This window comes from Cupriavidus sp. 05L411 (assembly GCF_056398045.1).
On record NZ_JBFTOQ010000062.1, the window covers coordinates 1 to 18,540 of the forward strand.

Annotated in this window: 20 protein-coding genes; 3 read left to right on the forward strand and 17 right to left on the reverse strand. The window is 64.9% G+C overall.

Translation table 11 applies throughout. The features are described 5' to 3' along the window. The 3 genes from AC1DQR_RS36600 to AC1DQR_RS36610 form a co-directional block, all read right to left on the reverse strand. Window positions 1-274, reverse strand: a 274-nt coding sequence (locus AC1DQR_RS36600) for an acyl-CoA dehydrogenase family protein (protein ID WP_477134805.1), incomplete at its 3' end; no start/stop codon positions are given. Window positions 275-355: 81 nt separating this feature from the next. Beyond that, complete coding sequence (locus tag AC1DQR_RS36605) at window positions 356-814, reverse strand: PaaI family thioesterase (protein WP_477134806.1); 459 nt, start codon at window positions 812-814, stop codon at window positions 356-358. 85 nt (window positions 815-899) lie between these two features. Beyond that, complete coding sequence (locus tag AC1DQR_RS36610; protein WP_416050194.1) at window positions 900-1,334, reverse strand: MerR family transcriptional regulator; 435 nt, start codon at window positions 1,332-1,334, stop codon at window positions 900-902. Window positions 1,335-1,532: 198 nt separating this feature from the next. On the opposite strand from AC1DQR_RS36610, the gene AC1DQR_RS36615 reads away from it, so the two are divergent. Then, a complete protein-coding gene (locus AC1DQR_RS36615; RefSeq protein ID WP_309405424.1) occupies window positions 1,533-2,606 on the forward strand; it encodes an MBL fold metallo-hydrolase in 1,074 nt (357 codons plus the stop codon). A 624-nt stretch (window positions 2,607-3,230) separates the two neighbouring features. Here the strand turns inward: AC1DQR_RS36615 and AC1DQR_RS36620 are convergent. The 5 genes from AC1DQR_RS36620 to argS form a co-directional block, all read right to left on the reverse strand. Beyond that, window positions 3,231-4,067: a helical backbone metal receptor gene (locus tag AC1DQR_RS36620; protein WP_477134807.1), complete on the reverse strand. Its 837-nt coding sequence runs from the start codon at window positions 4,065-4,067 to the stop codon at window positions 3,231-3,233. Further along, complete coding sequence (locus AC1DQR_RS36625) at window positions 4,064-4,876, reverse strand: SDR family oxidoreductase (RefSeq protein WP_416050192.1); 813 nt, start codon at window positions 4,874-4,876, stop codon at window positions 4,064-4,066. The genes AC1DQR_RS36620 and AC1DQR_RS36625 overlap by 4 nt, the downstream gene beginning before the upstream one ends. A gap of 170 nt (window positions 4,877-5,046) precedes the next feature. Continuing rightward, window positions 5,047-5,685: a thiol:disulfide interchange protein DsbA/DsbL gene (locus AC1DQR_RS36630; protein WP_150992515.1), complete on the reverse strand. Its 639-nt coding sequence runs from the start codon at window positions 5,683-5,685 to the stop codon at window positions 5,047-5,049. A gap of 91 nt (window positions 5,686-5,776) precedes the next feature. Continuing rightward, the gene (locus AC1DQR_RS36635) at window positions 5,777-6,568 is read right to left on the reverse strand and encodes an SPOR domain-containing protein (RefSeq protein WP_477134808.1); all 792 of its coding nucleotides are present in this window, start codon (window positions 6,566-6,568) and stop codon (window positions 5,777-5,779) included. Between the two features lie 129 nt (window positions 6,569-6,697). Further along, the gene (gene argS / locus AC1DQR_RS36640; RefSeq protein WP_477134809.1) at window positions 6,698-8,491 is read right to left on the reverse strand and encodes an arginine--tRNA ligase; all 1,794 of its coding nucleotides are present in this window, start codon (window positions 8,489-8,491) and stop codon (window positions 6,698-6,700) included. A 260-nt stretch (window positions 8,492-8,751) separates the two neighbouring features. Here argS and AC1DQR_RS36645 point away from each other — a divergent pair, with 260 nt between their 5' ends. Further along, the gene (locus AC1DQR_RS36645) at window positions 8,752-9,075 is read left to right on the forward strand and encodes a DUF1840 domain-containing protein (protein WP_416050189.1); all 324 of its coding nucleotides are present in this window, start codon (window positions 8,752-8,754) and stop codon (window positions 9,073-9,075) included. Window positions 9,076-9,508: 433 nt separating this feature from the next. Here the strand turns inward: AC1DQR_RS36645 and AC1DQR_RS36650 are convergent, their stop codons facing one another. From AC1DQR_RS36650 to AC1DQR_RS36660, 3 genes are all read right to left on the reverse strand, one after another. Beyond that, window positions 9,509-9,925 carry a glycine zipper domain-containing protein gene (locus tag AC1DQR_RS36650; protein WP_477134810.1) on the reverse strand — a complete coding sequence of 139 codons (417 nt, stop codon included), beginning with the start codon at window positions 9,923-9,925 and terminating at the stop codon, window positions 9,509-9,511. 155 nt (window positions 9,926-10,080) lie between these two features. Further along, a complete protein-coding gene (locus AC1DQR_RS36655; protein WP_150992526.1) occupies window positions 10,081-10,242 on the reverse strand; it encodes a DUF1328 domain-containing protein in 162 nt (53 codons plus the stop codon). A gap of 137 nt (window positions 10,243-10,379) precedes the next feature. After that, complete coding sequence (locus tag AC1DQR_RS36660; RefSeq protein WP_035859073.1) at window positions 10,380-10,553, reverse strand: DUF1328 family protein; 174 nt, start codon at window positions 10,551-10,553, stop codon at window positions 10,380-10,382. A 278-nt stretch (window positions 10,554-10,831) separates the two neighbouring features. On the opposite strand from AC1DQR_RS36660, the gene AC1DQR_RS36665 reads away from it, so the two are divergent. Further along, window positions 10,832-12,286, forward strand: coding sequence for a CHASE3 domain-containing protein (locus AC1DQR_RS36665; protein ID WP_416050187.1), 1,455 nt, complete (start codon window positions 10,832-10,834; stop codon window positions 12,284-12,286). A gap of 112 nt (window positions 12,287-12,398) precedes the next feature. On the opposite strand, the gene AC1DQR_RS36670 is transcribed toward AC1DQR_RS36665, so the two are convergent. From AC1DQR_RS36670 to AC1DQR_RS36695, 6 genes are all read right to left on the reverse strand, one after another. Next, window positions 12,399-12,542, reverse strand: coding sequence for an entericidin A/B family lipoprotein (locus AC1DQR_RS36670; RefSeq protein ID WP_035859076.1), 144 nt, complete (start codon window positions 12,540-12,542; stop codon window positions 12,399-12,401). Window positions 12,543-12,629: 87 nt separating this feature from the next. Further along, window positions 12,630-13,037: a response regulator gene (locus AC1DQR_RS36675; protein ID WP_416050186.1), complete on the reverse strand. Its 408-nt coding sequence runs from the start codon at window positions 13,035-13,037 to the stop codon at window positions 12,630-12,632. A gap of 109 nt (window positions 13,038-13,146) precedes the next feature. Beyond that, window positions 13,147-13,779: a response regulator gene (locus AC1DQR_RS36680; protein WP_174428349.1), complete on the reverse strand. Its 633-nt coding sequence runs from the start codon at window positions 13,777-13,779 to the stop codon at window positions 13,147-13,149. A 188-nt stretch (window positions 13,780-13,967) separates the two neighbouring features. Further along, entirely contained in the window at window positions 13,968-14,333 is a 366-nt protein-coding gene (locus tag AC1DQR_RS36685; RefSeq protein WP_477134811.1) for a hypothetical protein, read from the reverse strand. 238 nt (window positions 14,334-14,571) lie between these two features. After that, window positions 14,572-17,319 (reverse strand): methionine synthase, encoded by a 2,748-nt coding sequence (metH, locus tag AC1DQR_RS36690; RefSeq protein ID WP_477134812.1) that lies wholly within the window; start codon window positions 17,317-17,319, stop codon window positions 14,572-14,574. 35 nt (window positions 17,320-17,354) lie between these two features. After that, window positions 17,355-18,422: a homocysteine S-methyltransferase family protein gene (locus AC1DQR_RS36695; RefSeq protein ID WP_477134813.1), complete on the reverse strand. Its 1,068-nt coding sequence runs from the start codon at window positions 18,420-18,422 to the stop codon at window positions 17,355-17,357. Window positions 18,423-18,540: the final 118 nt, after the last annotated feature.

An 18,540-nucleotide genomic window follows, 5' to 3' on the forward strand; every position in this document is an offset into this window, starting at 1 on the left:
CCGATGCCGAGGCGCGGCTGATTTCTTCCATGGCGATCATGTGGGCCAGGTAGCCCATATTGGCGCCGCCGTATTCCTCCGCCACCGTGATGCCGAGCACGCCGAGGTCGCCCATCTTCTTCCAGGCGTCCATCGGGAACTGGTCGGTGTGGTCGATCTCTGCCGCGCGCGGCGCCAGTTCGGCCTGCGCCCAGTTGCGCACGGCTTCGCGCAGCATCTCGATGTCTTCGCCCAAGTCGAATTTCAGGCCTGGCAGCTCGGTCGTTGCGATCATGGCGGTCTCCTGATGGAATCGGTCTTGTTGTTTTGTCTGCTTTGTCTGCTTTGTCTGCTTTGTCTGTTTTGTCGTTTGTGGTCAGACGTGGTCCAGCGTGCGCACCACGCACAAGGTCATCAGCATGGTGGCCACCGCCTTGCGCACGCCGGCGGTCTCGCTATACACGTCGCCCTGCGCCACGATCAAGGTGCGGCCGGGCTTGAGCACGCGGCCCACCGCCACCAGCCGCTCGCCCTGGGCGGGTGAGAGCAGGTTGATCTTGTACTCGGCGGTCAGCCCGGCCTCGCCGTCCCCCACGATCGACAGTGCTGCGTAGCCGCAAGCGCTGTCGGCCAGCGCGCCGACGGCGCCACCGTGGAAAAAACCGTGCTGCTGGGTCACGCCCTCGGACCACGGCATAGCGATCTCCACCTCGCCCCGCATGACCCGCGTCAGCGCCGCGCCGAAGGTGGTCATCAGGCCCTGGCGCGAGAAGCTGGTGGCAATGGCATCCGCGCGCTTGGCGGACAACGGCGTGGCATCGACAGCGTGGGGCATGGGCTTTCCTTGTTTGAGAAGCTATTCTATTGACGTTTACGTAAACGTCAATAGAATCAGATGCGCGAACCGGGATAATGGCTCATCAAGCACTTTTCACCACATCCGGTGGCACTTCGCACGCATGTGTCGCCAGCAACGCCCGGCACTGCCGCTCGTGCTGATCGATCTCGGCAAGCTGCGCCTGCAAGTCCTCGAGCTGGCGCTCCAGTGTGCCGCGGTGATGCGCCAGCGAATGCAGGAAGCGCTCCAGCTGCGGCGCGGTGTCTCGCGGCGACTCATACAGGTCGAGAATCTCGCGGATTTCGTTGAGCGTCAGCCCAAGCCGCTTGCCCCGCACGGTGAGCTTCAGGCGCGTGCGCTCGCGCCCGTTATAGACTCGCTTGCGCCCGGTCGGCCCTTCGCGCTCCGGCGACAGCAAGCCCTGGTCCTCGTAGAAACGGATCGCACGCGGCGTCACGTCGAACTCGCGGGCGAGATCGGTGATGGTGTAGGTTGGCGTGGCTGGCGAGTCTGGCATGGTGGCCCGGTAAAAAAGTGAACGGTCGTTCGGTATGGAATGAAGTTTTCGCTTAAGATGGAAAAAGCCCGCTCCAATTGACGTTAACGTTAGCGTCAAGCAAGGCCGCTGGCAACCGCGATATGCAACCGTGACAACGAGAAAGCCCGCCTGCGCGCGGCACCGCGCGCACAGGGCTTCAGACCCGAGAGACGCCTCATGAACGCACTAGAACACGAACTCCAATACCCGTTTGGCGAAACCCTGCCCGAAGGCGGCGCGCGGCAGCAGGTAGCGCCCGGCGTCTACTGGCTGCGCATGCCGCTGCCCTTCGCGCTGGACCACATCAACCTGTGGCTGGTGCGCGACCGCCTTGAAGGCCGCGACGGCTGGACCATCATCGATTGCGGCGTCACCAACGACACCATCAAGGCGCACTGGGAAACCGTGTTCGCCAACGAGCTCGAAGGCCTGCCCGTGCTGCGCGTGCTGGCCACCCACTGCCACCCCGACCACATCGGACTGGCCCACTGGCTGTGCAAGCGCTGGGACGCCCGCCTGTGGATGAGCCTGGGCGACTACATGAACGCCCGCGTGATGGGCGGCGGCAGCGGCATCGGCTCCAACGCCGGCGGCGACTTCGCGGCCAGCCACTTCGCCCGCCACGGCCTGACGGACCCCGACAGCCTGGAAAAACTGCGCGCACGCAAGAGCTACTACCCGTCGCTGGTGCCCGACCTGCCCACCCAGTACCGCCGCATGATGGACGGCGATACCGTGCATATCGGCACCGACCCGGCCAGGTCTGGCTGGCGAGTGATCACTGGCTTCGGGCACGCGCCCGAGCACGTTGCGCTCTACAACGCCGCCTTGAATGTGCTGATTTCCGGCGACATGGTGCTCCCGCGCATCTCCACCAATGTCAGCGTGTTCGACATGGAGCCGGAAGCCAATCCGCTCAAGCTATACCTGGATTCCCTGGGCAAGTACGAGCCGCTGCCGGAAGACGTGCTGATCCTGCCATCGCATGGCCGGCCGTTCCGGAACCTGCATATCCGCATCAAGCAATTGCGCGAACACCATGTGGAGCGGCTTGCCGAGACCCGGGCGGCCTGCGTGGAGAAGGCCTGTAACGCGCATGACATCGTCGGCGTGATTTTCAACCGGCAGTTTGATATTCACCAGATGACGTTTGCCATGGGCGAGGCGCTGGCGCACTTGCATGTGTTGTGGCATGCGGGGGATGTGAGGCGGGAGATTGGGGAGGATGGGGTTGTTAGGTTTCGGGTTTAGCGAGTACTGGTGGGATTTTGCTGCTGCTTCGGCGTTTGCTGCAACTGCAAAATCCGATTCAAAATCAAGAACTTAACTGCAAATTCAACTGCAGTTTCACCTCCCCTGCGGGGCGGCGACCTACTTTTTTGTCTTGCCAAAAAAGTAGGCAAAAAAGGCGCGCCGGATGGGGCGACTACCCCCTCGGGATTTCACGAAAAGAGCGGCCGGGACCCAAACTCGCATCGCCTTAATGCGATACTCAGACATGGGTCCCTCTTCTCCGCTCTTTTCATGAAATCCCGAGGCGCCCCATACGGCCTTGGCACACCTTCACGGCTCGCTTCGCATCGCGCTCCTGTGTTTCCCGCCCCCAGGCGGGAAACACGGCAGAACCAGTGGTCGTGGGGATCAAATCACCATTCGGTGTAGCCGTGATTGCCGCCCCCAGGCGGCAATCACCTMCCCGCGATGCGMAGCGAGCCSTCTGGGTTTTCATCTCCCGTTATGGGGCGCCTCGTCGGCAGGGGAGGTGAAACTGCAGTTGAAGTTGACGTTAAGCCGTAGCAGTTGCAGTTGCAGTTGACGTCAAGCTTGACCACTACAAGCAGTAGCAACCGAAACCGAAGCTCCGCCCTCCCCCCACTAAACCCCAACCGCAAACCGCGACAAATACCTCACCCCCTCCACAGCCCGGCTCCCGTACCAGGAAACCATCTCCCCATCGATCAGCAAAACCTCCTTGCCAATCTGCCGCTCCAGCGCATCGACATGCGCCTCGGTAAACCGATAGGGCTCGCTGGAGAGCAAGACAAGGTCAATCTCCCGCACCAGCGCGTCGCTCCACCGGAAGCTCGGATACCGTGTCTGCGGCGTATTGGGCCGGCTGCACTCCCCTTCAACACAAGCCTGCGGCATGGCGTCAGCCGAAGGCCACGTCTGCCAGTTCACCAACGCCAGCATCTGGCTGATATAGGTTTCGCGCGACACGGTCATCCACGGGTCCTGCCAGATCGCATACAGGACCTTGCGCGCGGGCCACTGCCGGGCACGTACCTGCGCCAGTTCGGACGACATGGCGGCGCAGAGCGATTCCGCTTCGGCAAGGCGGCCGAAGATGCCGCCAAGCAGCCGGTAGAGCGCCAGGTTGTCCGCGGGCGCACAGGGGTGGGTGACGATCACATGCGGCACAAACGCGCGGATCTCGTCCACCGTCTCGCGCCGGTTCTCGTCGATGTTGACCACTACGTGAGTGGGCGCCAACGCCCGCAGGCGTTCAAGATTGACGTCCTTGGTGCCACCCACCTTGGCAACGGCACGCACGGCGGGCTCAGGATGGATGCAAAAGCCGGTGCGCGCCACCATCAGGGAGCCCAGCCCCAGGGCGAACAGCAGTTCGGTAACGGACGGCACCAGCGAGGCAATGCGCACCTCGCCCGTGGCCGGGCCGTGCAGGACGCCGGCTGCGTCCTGCCAGCTCATGGCTGCTTGTCCTGGCTACCTCCCTGCGCGCGCGGCTTGCGCGGCGCGCGGGAGAAGATCGCGTCGTAGAGCCAGCGCGGCATCAGGTGCAGGATGGATGCGACCACGCCCATCTGCCAGGGCACCACGGCAAAGCGGCGCCCTGCGGCAATAGCACGCACCGTCTTGCGGGCGAACACGTCGGCGTCCATCAGGAAGGGCATGCGATAGGGATTGTGCTCGGTCATCGGCGTGCGGATGTAGCCAGGCGCGATAGTGACCACGCGGATGCGCTCGCGGCGCTGTTCCAGGCGCAGGCTCTCCAGCAACTTGATCACGGCGGACTTGGAGGCGCTGTAGGCACCCCCGCCCGGCAGGCCGCGCACGCCGGCCACGCTGGCAATGCCGACCAGCGTGCCGCGCCAGCCGCCGGCGCCGGGATCGCGTTCGCGCATGGGCTGCATGAAGGGCTGGAAGGTGGTGAGCACGCCGAACCAGTTGGTGTCCATCACCATGCGGAAGGCTTCGAGGTCCTCGCGCTCGCTGGCAACGGTGCCAACCGATACGCCCGCATTGGCGATCACGACATCGGGGCAACCAAAATGATCGAGGAAGTCCTGGGCAGCGCGCTGCATGGCAGCGGCATCGCGCACATCCGCGCCATAGACGCGCACCGCATTGGGATTGGGCAGGGTGCGGGCGAATTCACGCAGCACCTCTTCACGCCGGCCAACCAGGCCGAGGATGGCGCCTTGCGAGGCGTACTCGCGCGCCAGGGCCTGGCCGAGTCCGCTCGACGCGCCGGTAAGGAAGACTTTCTGTGCTCGCATCGGGAGGGTCCAGGGGTAAGCGCAACATGGTTCATGCTGACCGACCCGCCCTGGCGCGCGCCGGACGCCGCTGCGCCTCGCCGGCGCCGGCGGTACCGGTCGACCGCTGGTGGCCATCAGCCGGCTCGCGCGTGGCGAGCCCAAAGGCCGACGGCCGCAGCCCGGGAGAATTACATCTTCTTGTCGCGCACCTGGCCGACCAGGTAATCCATGGTCTGGATGGCCGTGCCCTTGGTGCCGGCGATGGACGGCGAGGTCACGTACTTGCCCTGCACCACGATGGTCGGCACGCCGTCGATCTTGTAGGCGTCGGCGATCTTGTTGGCGCGTTGCGAGTTGGTGGTCACCGAGAACGAGTTGTAAGCATCGAGGAAGGCCTTGCGATCGATGCCGTTCTTGGCCATGAAGTCGGCGATTTCGTTGGGGTCCAGCATGCGCTTGCGGTCGACGTGGATAGCGTTGAAGACCTTGGTGTGCATGGCGTCCAGCTTGCCGATGGCTTCCAGCGCGTAGAAGATCTTGGTGTGCGGCAGCAGGTCGTCACGGAAGGCAACCGGCACGCGCTTGAACACCACGTCCTTGCCCTGCTTGCCTACCCAGGCTTCCAGCTCAGGCTCGAAGTCAAAGCAGTGCGGGCAGCCGTACCAGAAGAACTCGGTGACTTCGATCTTGCCCGGCGCGACGGGCTGCGGCGCTTTCAGGACCTGGTATTCCTTGCCCGAGGTGGGCGCGGCTGCCTGGGCGGGCGCGGTCATCAGGAAACCGGTCACAGCGACCAGCGTGGCAAACAAGGTGGCGAGTTTCTTCATGTGGCGCGGCTTTCGAGAATGGGCAATGAGCGTATGACAGCGGCGGGGCAATCCGGTTCAGCGGATTGCCCCGGGTTACCGTTACTGCTTGTTACTGCTTGGTAAAGCGGATGACCGAAGCCTCGAAGCCCGACGCCTGCAGCCGGTCGCGCGAACGGTTCATGTCGTCGATCTTGTTGAACGGCCCCAGGCGCACGCGATAGAGCTTGACGCCATTGACATCGCGCTCGGTCACCTTGGCCTCGAACCCCTGCATGGCCAGGTTGGCCTTCTGGCGGTCGGCGTCGTCCTGCGAGCGGAAGGCACCGACCTGCAGCAGGTAGCCTACCTTATTGGCATCGGCCTGGGCGATCTCGGCGATCGGGTCGGCGACCGGCTTCTCGGCCGGCTTTTCAGCAGGCCTTTCCGCCGGCTTCTGCACGGTCTTGTCGGCCGGCTTCTCGGCAGCGGGCCGATCGGCAGGCTTGTCCGCGGGCTTCTCGGCGGCGGGCTTGTCGACAGCGGGCTTGTCGGCTGGCCGGGTGACGGCCACCGGCGGCTGGCGCTCGGGCGGCTTCACCGTGGTCGGCGCCGGGCCGGACGGCTGCTCGGGCTCAACGGCGGGCCCAACCGGCTTGGCCGGCGTCTTGCTCCACAGTGGCTTGTTGGGATCGCTTGGCGCTTCCTGCGCCGGAGCGGGCAGGTTGCTGACCACATTGCCGGGCTCGGCCGGCTTCTGCGCGCCCTTYTGCTGGAAYGGCGCSGGCGACTTGGTGATGTACAGGGCGACCACTACCGCGATCGCCAGCCCGACGATCAGGCCCAGCACCAGTCCCAGGAACGTACCTCCGCGCTGTGGGGCGCGGCTGGCATTGCGCGGGGTGCGCTTGCGTTGCTGTTGCATGAATTCCTCTAGCGTGATGGCGCGATTATAGAGCCTGCGCCGATCCCGGCATCACTGTCTGTGGTCAGGGCGATACGAATAAGGCGCGTCATGAAAGGGGGCTTGCCCCCCCAATGACGCCGGCCTGGCTTACATGCGCTGCGGCGCCGAGACGCCGATGACGGCCAGCCCGTTGCGCAGCACCTGGCGGGTGGCGGCCAGCATCGCCAGGCGAGCCAGCTTGACCGTCTCGTCGTCCACCAGCACGCGGTCGGAGTTGTAGAAGGCGTGGAAATCGCCGGCCAGGTCSCGCAGGTAGAAGGCGACCGCATGCGGCGCAAGCTCACCCGCCGCTGCCGCCAGCATGTCCGGGAAATCGGCCAGGCGCTGGCCCAGCGCAAGCGCCTGCGGGGTAGCGTCGGCGCCGGTCACGGGGGCCAGGTCGGTGCTGGCCAGGGCAGGCAGCTTGGCCTCCCAGTCCGCACCGCCCCAGGATTCGAAGATCGAGCAGATGCGGGCATGGGCGTACTGCACGTAATACACCGGGTTCTCGTCGTTCTGCTTGAGGGCCAGGTCGACGTCGAAGATGAATTCCGTATCGGCCTTGCGCGACAGCAGGAAAAAGCGCACCGCGTCGCGCCCGCGGGTGAAGTGCTCAGGCCAGTCGGCCACGCCGGCTTCCAGGCAGCCGCGGATGGTCTCGCCGCCTTCCGCACCATTACTCCACTCGATCAGGTCGCGCACGGTCACATAGGAACCGGCGCGCTTGGAGATCTTGACCTCCTCGCCGTTCTTCATGACGGTGACCATCTTGTGCAGGATGTAGTCGGGGTAGCCTTTGGGGATGCCGATGTCCAGCCCCTGCAAGCCGGCGCGCACGCGGGCGATGGTGCCGTGGTGGTCGCTGCCCTGCACGTTGATGACCTTGGCGAAACCGCGCTCCCACTTGCTGGTGTGGTAGGCCACGTCCGGCACGAAATAGGTATAGGTGCCGTCGGTCTTGCGCATGACGCGGTCCTTGTCGTCGCCTTCGTCGGTGGTGCGCAGCCACAGGGCGCCTTCGTTCTCGTAGGTCTTGCCCTTGGCCACCAGCGACTGCACCGCGGCTTCGACGCGGCCGTCGCTGTACAGCGAGGACTCCAGGTAGTAGCGGTCGAACTTGACGCCGAAGGCGCGCAGGTCGATGTCCTGCTCGTTGCGCAGGTAGGCCACGGCGAACTTGCGGATCGACTCGATGTCTTCGACCTTGCCGGAGGCCGTCACGGCGTCGCCGTCGGAGGCGCGCACGGTCTTGCCGGCCAGGAAATCGGCGGCGATGTCGGCAATGTAGTCGCCGTTGTAAGCCGACTCCGGCCACGCGGCATCGCCCGGCTTGAAGCCACGGGCGCGCGCCTGCACCGATACGGCCAGGGTCTGGATCTGCACGCCGGCGTCGTTGTAGTAGAACTCGCGATGCACGGCAAAGCCCTGCCAGTCCAGCAGGTTGGCCAGCGCGTCGCCCAGTGCCGCCTGGCGGCCGTGGCCGACGTGCAGCGGGCCGGTCGGGTTGGCGGAGACGAACTCGACCAGCACCTTGCCGTGCACGCCCTGTGCCTTGGCGCCGTAGCGGTTGCCCTGCTCCAGCACCGCGCGCAGCACATCGGCCTTGGCGGCCGGCGTCAGGCGCAGGTTGATAAAGCCGGGACCGGCGATGTCCAGGCTGGCCACCAGCCCGGCAGTACGCGCGTCGGCCTTGACTGCGTCAACGATCTGCTGGGCCAGTTCCCGCGGGTTGCGCTTGAGCGCGCGGGCAACCTGCATGGCGAGGTTGCAGGCCAGGTCGCCGTGGGCGGCGACCTTCGGACGCTCGAAGACGGCGTCGGGCAGGGCGGTGTCGGCCGGGGCGATTGCGCGCACCGCGTCATTGAACGCAGCGGCAAGATTGGTGGTCTGAACTGGCAGCATGGATGTCGTGGCCCTGAGGCGGTTGTCTGGTGCCGTCGCGGCGGTTCTGCCGCGGTGGCACCGTCACGGGCGGCATGTGGAGGCCGCGCCGCGTGGCAGGCAATGAATTGCAGAACGCAGAATTTTATCAGGTGCTATGCTGACATCATGCAGCAAGCCCAAAACCGGCCGTTGCGAGCCCCCTGCCCGGTCCCGGGACAAGCCGCGCGGGCATGGTTTTCGCCCATGTACTTCGCTGTACGCCAAGGAAAGGAAATATCATGCTGATCACCTTCAAATCCCACGCGTCGCAGGACCTCATCATGATGAGAGACCTTGCCGTGACGCTCCTGGGGATTATCGGCAAGCACCTGGGGGAGCGCGGGGTGATCACCATCGAGGAACTGCCACGCTGCATCCATATACTGGAAGCCGCCGTGACGGACGCCAAGAAGGTGCACCCGGCCGTATCGTCCGTCCATCCCGGCAAGAATGACGACGACAACGAGGAAGAGCCCCTGCACCTGGGCCAGCGCGCCTACCCCTTCCTCGACATGCTGCGCGCATCCCAGCGCGAGAGGACCGAGGTGATGTGGGGGGTGTAGGCCGTGCGCCGAATCCCCGCACACTCGTAGATTGACAACAAGGTAGCCCGCGCCAGCCGGCCACCTTGTCCGCCCTTGCGCTCGCCGCTTCTTGGCCCCCGCTTCTAGCCCTCGCCCCTTGGCCCCGCGTCCCGCCCCACTCGCTCTCCTTTTCCTGCCTTCTCGCGCTTCCGGCAAAAAAATGCCCAGCCGCTGATTCGGGCCGGGCGTGCCGGATCAGGGAGGGATCCGGAAGGGGGTAGAACGGTGCTGCGGGGTACCGCCTACACGGCGTATGCAGCACATACGGCACTGCCAGCCTGGCCGGCGCCTAAGCGCTAGCCCTTGTCCAGCATGTCGGCGAGTTCGTCGGCGTGCTCCTGTGGGCACGTTGGGGGATGGCCGGCTGAGTAGCCTGCCTCACGGCTTCATCAGGCTGGCCGCAATGCCTCGGTCAGTCGTTGCGGCTGCGGCTATTCGCTGCCATCAGCAAGCCGACGAAAGCGCCTACCGCCGCCGCGATACCGATCGCTTTCAACGGCGACGCCGCCACACGCCGCTGCACGCCGTCCACGGCATAGTCGACACGTTCGCGGGCGCGGCTCGCAACGTGATCGCGCAAGGCGCGCGTACGGTCCTGCAACCGGCGCGCGGCTTGCACTGCCTCGGACGAGCCTTCGCGCCCCAGCACTTCCATGGTTTGCTCGAGCTGGGCAATCAGCCGGCTGACCTCGCCGGCCAGGGGCCCCGCGGCTTCGCGGGCGGCGCCGCGCGTATCGCGCGCGGCATGCCGGATCTGGCGCACCGTGCTCTCGGCGCTGTCAGCCAGGTGATTCACTTCTTTGCGGATCTTCGGATTGTTGGTCAACATCGGCTTATCTCCGTTTGGTCTGATGACGCACTGTGATGCGGTTCGTGCTGCCTGCCAGGAAATCGGGAAGGTGGGATCTGCATGAGCAGTGCGGCGCCTTCGCTGCCATCGCGCTGCCATCGCGAAAGCCGCACCAGACACCCCCAAGCGACCCCCTAGCGTCTGACCAGGCTGATCACAAACGTCACCAGCGCAACCACCAGGAAGATGAAGAACAGGATCTTGGCGATCTCGACCGCCCCTGCCGCGATGCCCCCAAAGCCGAATACCGCGGCGATCAGGGCGATGACAAAAAATACGAGTGCGTAGTGCAACATGGTGATAGCTCCCTAAATGGATTGGGCTGCCGCGCCAGCAGGCGCGCGCCTGGCAAATGACGGTGGCTGGCGATTGCGGTTGCGGTTGCGGTTGCGGTTGCGGTTGCGGTTGCGGTTGCGGTTGCGGTTGCGGTTGGCTATTTCACCGCCTTGAACACGGTCACGCCCAGGACAAGGAACAGCACGAACAGCACCAGGAAGATGAAGAACAGGATCTTGGCAATGCCGGCCGCACCGGCAGCAATACCTGTGAACCCCAGCAAGCCGGCGACCACGGAAACCACTGCAAAAATCAGCGCCCATTTCAGCATTGACGTTCTCCCTCTCTCTTCCCTGGCTGGCTTGACACAGGGTGCGCAAGCTCATGGAACCATGGTAGAAATCAGACCTTCGCGCAGACACCGCTGCCGCACCGATTCGCTTGTCAGCCAATTCCTACAGCCCAAGCGCCGGCGCGGCCTCGCGGGCAGCACCGGCGACGCGGCAGGTTGACCGCAGACCGTCGATGTGCTTCCATCGTCGCAGACAAGGTGCAGGCCAGGCGCGGGAAACGCCGCGCCGGCCGAGCGCCCGACATCGGGAAACGAACATGTTCAAGCAGTCACTGCTGCGCTCGACCTTGCTTCTGGCGGGCGGCATCGTGCTTACCGTGGTGGTGCTGATCGCCTCCGAGGCGGGCAACATCCGCTTGCGCCAGGGCTATACGCAAGTCATCCAGTCGCAGCAGGTACAGGGCCAGATCAACTCCCTGCTCGGCGAGCTGGTCACCGCCGAAGCCGGCCAGCGTGGCTTCCTGCTGACCGGCAAGGAAAGCTACCTCCAACCGTACTATCAGGCCGTGCCGCGCATCAATGCGCTGATGAGCGCGCTGCGCAACCGCTACGCGGACGACCCGGAGGCGCTCAAGCTGTTCACCGAGGCCTCCGCCGCCGTCAGCCGCAAGCTCACCGAGATGGACCTGACACTGATCTACGGCAAGCGCGACGTGGAAGTGGCGCTCGACCTGGTGCGCACGGACTTCGGCAAGCAGACGATGGACAACGCGCGGCGCGGGCTGGAGGCCTTGCTGCAACGCGAGGCCAAATCGGTGTCGCAGAGCCTGGAGTACGCCGACCGCGACCTTGCGCTGTCGCGCTACGGCATCGGCCTGCTGACCGCCATCAATATCGTGCTGCTGATCGTGGTGGGCTTGCAGCATTCGCGCCGCATGGCGGTATCGGAAGCCGAACGCAACGAGCTGGAAGAAGAAAGCGCGCGCCTGGACAGCATGGTGCGCTCGCGCACACGCCAGCTATCGGCGCTGGCATCCCACCTGCAGCGCGTGACCGAGGACGAGAAGACGCGGCTGGCGCGCGAGCTGCACGACGAGCTGGGCGCCATCCTGACCGCCACCAAGCTAGATATGCATTGGGTGCGCCGCCGCATCCAGGACACTCACCCGGATGTGGCGGAAAAGCTCACCCGCGTGATGCTGCACGTGGACCAGGGCATCCAGATCAAACGGCGCCTGATCGAGGACCTGCGGCCCACCGTGCTGCTCAACCTGGGCCTGAAGGAGGCCATCGGCCAGCTGGTGGAGGAAGTGGCGGCGCGCAACCAGTGGGAGGCGGATGTGCAGCTGGCAGAGGCGGTGCCTGCGCTGCGCGACGACGCTGCCATCGCCCTTTATCGCATCGTGCAGGAGTCGCTCACCAACGCCAGCAAGTACGCCGAAGCGCAGCGCGTGTCCATCCAGCTCGATTGCGCCGGCGGCATGCTCGAGCTGGCAATCAGCGACAACGGGCGCGGGCTGCCGGAGGACTTCGAATCGCGGCGCTCGGTGGGGCACCATGGCCTGCTGGGGATGGAGCAGCGCGTGATTGCGCTGGGCGGCACGCTGGAGCTCCAGTCGGAACCCGGTGCCGGCGTCACCATCCGGGTGGTGGTGCCGCTCACCGATGCCATCGTGGCGCCGGCGCGCGACGATGAGGACGAGCTCGACGGCCTGGGGGACCCCGGCGAGCAGCCGCAGGACGAGCCCACCGGCACGCCGCCGGCCAACTAGCCAGCCAAGCAGTGAAAAATGGAAAAGGGGCTCCGCGGAGCCCCTTTTCCATTCCTCTTGTCCACCTGTTCTCTTGCCCGGTTGCCATGCACACGGCATGGCGGCTGGCACCTTACATCTTCTGCTTGGTGCTCTCGGCGGCGCCTTGCACCTTCTCGCCGCCCTTCTCGATGTCCTTGCCAGCACCGGCCATTGTGTTGCAACCAGTTACCAGGACCACACCTGCCAGGGCACACAGCGCCATCAGCTTTCTCATGATTCTCTCCTTGCTCTAGGTTGACGCGGCATGGCCGCGATTGGAACTGCCGGTACTGACAATACGGTCGATATGGTCGATACGCATTCAGCCATCTGCCTGCGCGTACTCCTCGATCACCCGGAACACCTGCTCGAGCTCAAGCGACTTGTCAAAGAAATAGTCCGCGCCGGCCTCGGCGCACTGCCGCCGGTATGTGGGCACCTGGGCATGATTGGTGTAAACGATGCGGATGCCCGACACCTCGGTCTTCTGCAAGGCGCGCAGCACGTTGATCCCGTTGCCTTGCCGCAACTGCAGGTCGACGATGACGACCTCGTACTTGCCCGCCTCGTAGAGGCGCAGCGCTGCGCTTTCGGTATCTGCCCAATCCACGACTTCGATAAACGGAAACGCGTTCAGGTATTCAAGCAATATACCCCGCAGTACCGCTGAGTCCTCGATTAGCAGGACCCGTAGCGCGCGATACGAGGGGGCCGCAGCTTGATCCAACATGGTTCCATGGTAGCAACAGAGTATCGGGAAAGACCATCGGCGTCCGTCCTACAGCAGCGTCAGGCAAACGCGGCAGAGTGCCGTGGAGTGCGCCTTGCCTTTGCGGCGCCTACTCCACCAGACCGTTCTTGATCGCGTAGTAGGTCAGGTCGGCATTGGTCTTCATGCCCATCTTTTCCAGGATGCGCGAGCGATAGGTGCTGACCGTCTTGACGCTCAGGAACAGCTCCTCGGCGATCACCGAGACCGACTGCCCGCGCGAGAGCTTGCAGAAGATCTGGAACTCGCGCTTGGACAAGGTCTGGTGCAGCGGCTGGTTGGTGGGCTTGTCGAGCCCGCCGATAAGCAGGTCCGCCACGTTGGCGCTGACATAGCGCCGGCCCTGGGCCACGGTGCGGATGGCCTTGACGAGATCGTCGGGCGCGCTTTCCTTGGTCAGGTAGCCGGAAGCGCCCGCGCGGATCAGGTTGATGGCGTACTGGTCTTCCGGGTAGGTGGAGAGGATCAGCACCGGCAGGTCGGGATGGCGCTGGCGCAGCAGCTTGAGCACGTCGATGCCGTTGCGGTCGGGCATCGAGATATCGAGCACCACCACATCGAACTCGAGCTCACGCAGCCGTATCATGACTTCGTCGCCGCTGGCTGCCTCGCCCTCCACCCGGATATCGGGCTCGTCGGCAATAAACTGCCGCAGACCGGCGCGCACGATCTGGTGATCGTCGGCGATCAAAACGCGAATCATGATGTCTCCCTGGGCATGGATGCACCAGCTCTCAGGAGCGGCCGGGCTAATGCATTGTAGTGCTTACAAAACTGCCCGACTGTCGGTGTAAGACTGACAGGCTCCCAGCTGGCCACGCCAATGAGAAAGGGACGGGGGTGATCCCGTCCCTGTGTTCCAGCATGCCAGACTTGCCGGCCTGGCCAAGCTTACTGGGCCTTGGTCGCCGCGCCGGTGTCGGCGGCCGCGCTGGTGTCGGTTGCTGCCTCGCCCTTCTTGGTCTTGGCGTGGCTGCTGTGCTTCTTGGTCTTGGCGGTCGACTTGGCGTGCGTGCCGGCGGCGGCATCGGCGCCAGCCTTGGCGTCCACGCCCTTGTCGGCGCTCGCCGAAGCGCCCAGGCCAGCGTTCACACCTGCGCTGGCGGCTGCACCCTTGTCGGCGGGCGCGCTGATCGCGGGCGCCGCCATGGCGCCGGTGGCGCCAGCCTTCGCATCAACGCCGGTTCCTTGTGCCATGGCCAGCGAGGAAGCGGCGGCGATCGAGAGAGCGGAAAGGGAGATCAGCAGTTTGTTCATGGAGAGGCTCCTAGCAGTTTGCGCCGCTGCGAAACATTCGCTGCGGTGTTCACTTGATGTGAGCCCTCAGTCTAGGGACGCAGACCCGCGCGGTCTGTTAGGAGATGTAATGCCTTGTAAGGAGTAGTGAAGAACTTACAAAGGTGCATGGATGCGCCGAAAGAGGCTTTTCCCTGCTCGCCCAATGGCTTGCGACGGCGCGGCGGCGCAAAACGCCGCCGCGCCGTCACGCAAGTGGTTACAGGTTTGGCGCGAGCGCGCGCTCCAGTACGCTGCGTTCTTCGCCGCGGCGCGCCACCATATCGTCGAACTGGTCCTGGCCGATCTTGCCCACGGAGAAATACGTCGACTCCGGATGCGCCAGGTAGAAGCCGCTCACCGACGCGGCCGGCGTCATCGCCAGCGAGTCCGTGATGCCCATGCCGATCTCGGCGGCGTTGAGGAATTCGAACATCGGCGCCTTGACCGTATGCTCCGGGCAGGCCGGATAGCCCGGCGCCGGACGGATGCCGCGATAGGTCTCGGCGATCAGTTGCTCGTTGGTCAGCACTTCGCCGGCGTCGTAGCCCCACAGGTCGCGGCGCACGCGCTCGTGCAGGCATTCGGCAAAGGCTTCGGCCAGGCGGTCTGCCAGCGACTTCAGCATGATCGCGTTGTAGTCGTCATGGTCGGCCTCGAACCGGGCCTCCTTCTTGTCCACGCCGATGCCGGCCGTGACGGCGAACACGCCGATGTAGTCGGCAATGCCGCTGTCCTTGGGCGCGATGAAGTCGGCCAGGCAGCGGTTGGGGCGCATCACGCCATCGATCACCGGGCGCTCGCTTTGCTGGCGCAGGTTGTGCCAGGTCAGCGCGACCTGGCTGCGGGTCTCGTCGGTGTAGATCTCGATGTCGTCGTCGTTGACGGTGTTGGCCGGCAGCAGGGCCAGCACGCCGTTGGCAGTCAGCCAGCGGCCCTGGATCAGGCGCGACAGCATGGCCTTGCCGTCCGAGAACACGCGGCGGGCGGATTCGCCGACGATCTCGTCATTGAGGATGTCGGGGAATTTGCCGGCCAGGTCCCATGTCTGGAAGAACGGGGCCCAGTCGATATAGTTGGCGAGCTCCGTCAGGTCGTAGTTGCGGAAGATGCGCCGGCCGATGAATTTCGGCTTGGGTGGCACGTAGGCGCTCCAGTCCACCGGCGTCTTGTTGGCGCGGGCCTTGGCCAGCGACACCATCGGCGTGGCCTTCTTGTTGGCGTGCTGGTGGCGGATGCGTTCGTAGTCGGTCTTCAACTCGTCCAGGTACCKGGCCGCGCCKTCGTCGGACAGCAGGCTSGAYGCCACGCTGACCGAGCGCGAGGCGTCCGGCACGTASACCACCGGGCCTTCGTAGTKCGGSGCGATCTTSACSGCSGTGTGCACGCGCGAGGTGGTGGCGCCGCCGATCAGCAGCGGGATCTTCTTGATGCGGAAGTAGTCGTCGCGCTGCATCTCGGAGGCGACGTAGGCCATTTCCTCGAGCGACGGCGTGATCAGCCCGGACAGGCCGACGATGTCCGCGCCCTCGACCTTGGCGCGCGCCAGGATCTCGTTGCACGGGACCATCACGCCCATGTTGACSAYYTCGAAGTTATTGCACTGSAGCACCACCGAGACGATGTTCTTGCCGATGTCGTGCACGTCGCCCTTGACGGTGGCGATGACGATCTTGCCGCGCGCCTTGACGTCGCCGCCGGCCTCGGCCAGCAGGCGCTTTTCTTCCTCGATGTAGGGCAACAGGTGAGCCACGGCCTGCTTCATCACGCGGGCGCTCTTGACCACCTGCGGCAGGAACATCTTGCCGGCGCCGAACAGGTCRCCCACGATRTTCATGCCRTCCATCAGCGGGCCTTCGATCACCTCGATCGTGCGGCCGCCGCGCGCTTCCACCTGCTGGCGCACTTCCTCGGTGTCTTCCACGATGAAGGTGGTCAGGCCATGCACCAGCGCATGCGACAGGCGGTCGGCCACCGGCACCGGGTTCTCCGGGGTGCCGCGCCACAGCAGGTTTTCCTCTTTCTTCGCACCACCGCCCTTGTAGCGGTCGGCGATCTCCAGCAGGCGGTCGGTGCTGTCCTCGCGGCGGTTGAGCACCACGTCTTCCACGCGCTCGCGCAGCTCGGCGTCGAGTTGGTCGTACACGCCGAGCTGGCCGGCGTTGACGATGCCCATGTCCATGCCCGCCTTGATGGCGTGGTACAGGAACACGGTGTGGATGGCTTCGCGCACCGCGTCGTTGCCGCGGAACGAGAACGATACGTTGGACACGCCGCCGCTGACCTTGGCGTACGGCAGGTTCTGCTTGATCCAGGCGGTGGCCTCGATGAAGTCCACTGCGTAGTTGTTGTGCTCTTCGATGCCGGTCGCCACCGCGAAGATGTTCGGGTCGAAGATGATGTCTTCGGGCGGGAAGCCAACTTCATTGACCAGGATGTCGTAGCTGCGCTTGCAGATCTCGGTCTTGCGGGCAAAGGTGTCGGCCTGGCCCTGCTCGTCGAAGGCCATCACCACGGACGCGGCGCCGTAGCGGCGGATCAGCTCGGCGTGATGGCGGAACTGTTCCTCGCCTTCCTTGAGCGAGATCGAGTTGACCACGGGCTTGCCCTGCACGCACTTCAGGCCGGCCTCGATCACTTCCCACTTGGACGAGTCCAGCATGATTGGCACGCGCGCGATATCGGGCTCGGAGGCGATCAGGTTGAGGAACCTCACCATGGCCGCCTTGGAGTCCAGCATGGCTTCGTCCATGTTGATGTCGATGATCTGCGCGCCGTTCTCGACCTGCTGGCGGGCTACCACCAGCGCATCGTCGAACTGGCCGTTCAGGATCATGCGGGCGAAGGCCTTGGAGCCGGTGACGTTGGTGCGCTCGCCGACGTTGACGAAGAGCGTGTCTTCATCGATGGTGAAAGGCTCGAGGCCGGACAGGCGCATCGGACGCGGCGGCAGGGTATCGTTGGTCATGGCTTGATCTTGTTCTGTGGGCTCGCGATGCGAGTTCAGGCGGCGTCGCGGTACTGGCCGGGCCAGGTGCGCGGCTTCTTGCTGGCCACGCGCTCGGCGATGGCGGCGATGTGCTCGGGCGTGGTGCCGCAGCAGCCGCCCACCAGGTTCACCAGGCCGGACGCGGCAAACTCCTCCACCAGCGACGACGTGACCTCCGGGGTTTCGTCGAAGCCGGTATCGCTCATCGGGTTGGGCAGGCCGGCGTTCGGATAGCACGACACAGCCGCGTCGCAGATCTTGGCCAGCTCGGCGATGTAAGGGCGCATCAGCGTGGCGCCGAGCGCGCAGTTCAGCCCGAAGGTGATCGGGCGGGCGTGGCGCAGGCTGTTCCAGAAGGCTTCCACCGTCTGGCCGGASAGRATGCGCCCSGAGGCGTCGGTSACSGTGCCGGAGATCATCACGGGCAMGCGCTCGCCGGTGTCYTCGAACAACTGGTCGATGGCGAACAGCGCRGCCTTGGCATTGAGCGTATCGAAGATGGTTTCCACCAGGAACACATCGGCACCGCCCTCCAGCAGACCCTTGCCCTGCTCGTAGTACGAGTGGCGCAGCTCTTCGAAGGTCACGTTGCGCGCACCCGGGTCGTTCACGTCCGGCGAGATGCTCGCGGTCTTGGGCGTGGGGCCGAAGGCGCCGGCCACAAAGCGCGGCTTGTCGGGCGTGCTGTACTTGTCGCAGGCCTCGCGCGCCAGCCGGGCGGCAACAACGTTCATCTCGTACGCCAGGTCCGCCATCTTGTAGTCTTCCTGGGCCACGCCCGTCGCACCAAATGTATTGGTCTCGATCAGGTCGGCGCCGGCGGCCAGGTATTGCTCGTGGATCTCGCTGATGACCTGCGGGCGGCTCAGCAGCAGCAGTTCGTTGTTGCCCTTGACGTCGACATGGTGCCCGGCGAAACGCTCGCCGCGGTAATCCGCCTCGGTCAGCTTGTAGCGCTGGATCATGGTGCCCATGGCACCATCCAGGATCAGGATGCGCTCGCGCAGCAGGGCCGGCAGGTTGGCCGCCCGGGTGTAGGGACGCGCGGGAGGAAGCGAGGCGGAACGTGGGGCGGCGCTCATGTGGGGCTCGACAGCAAGAGAAAAGACTGCGATTTTATCAGTTACATCAATGGTTTGCGGAATAACGGCAGCATCCGGGCGGTGCAGCCAGCGGCGCTCGCGGGTTGCCGCGCGGCAC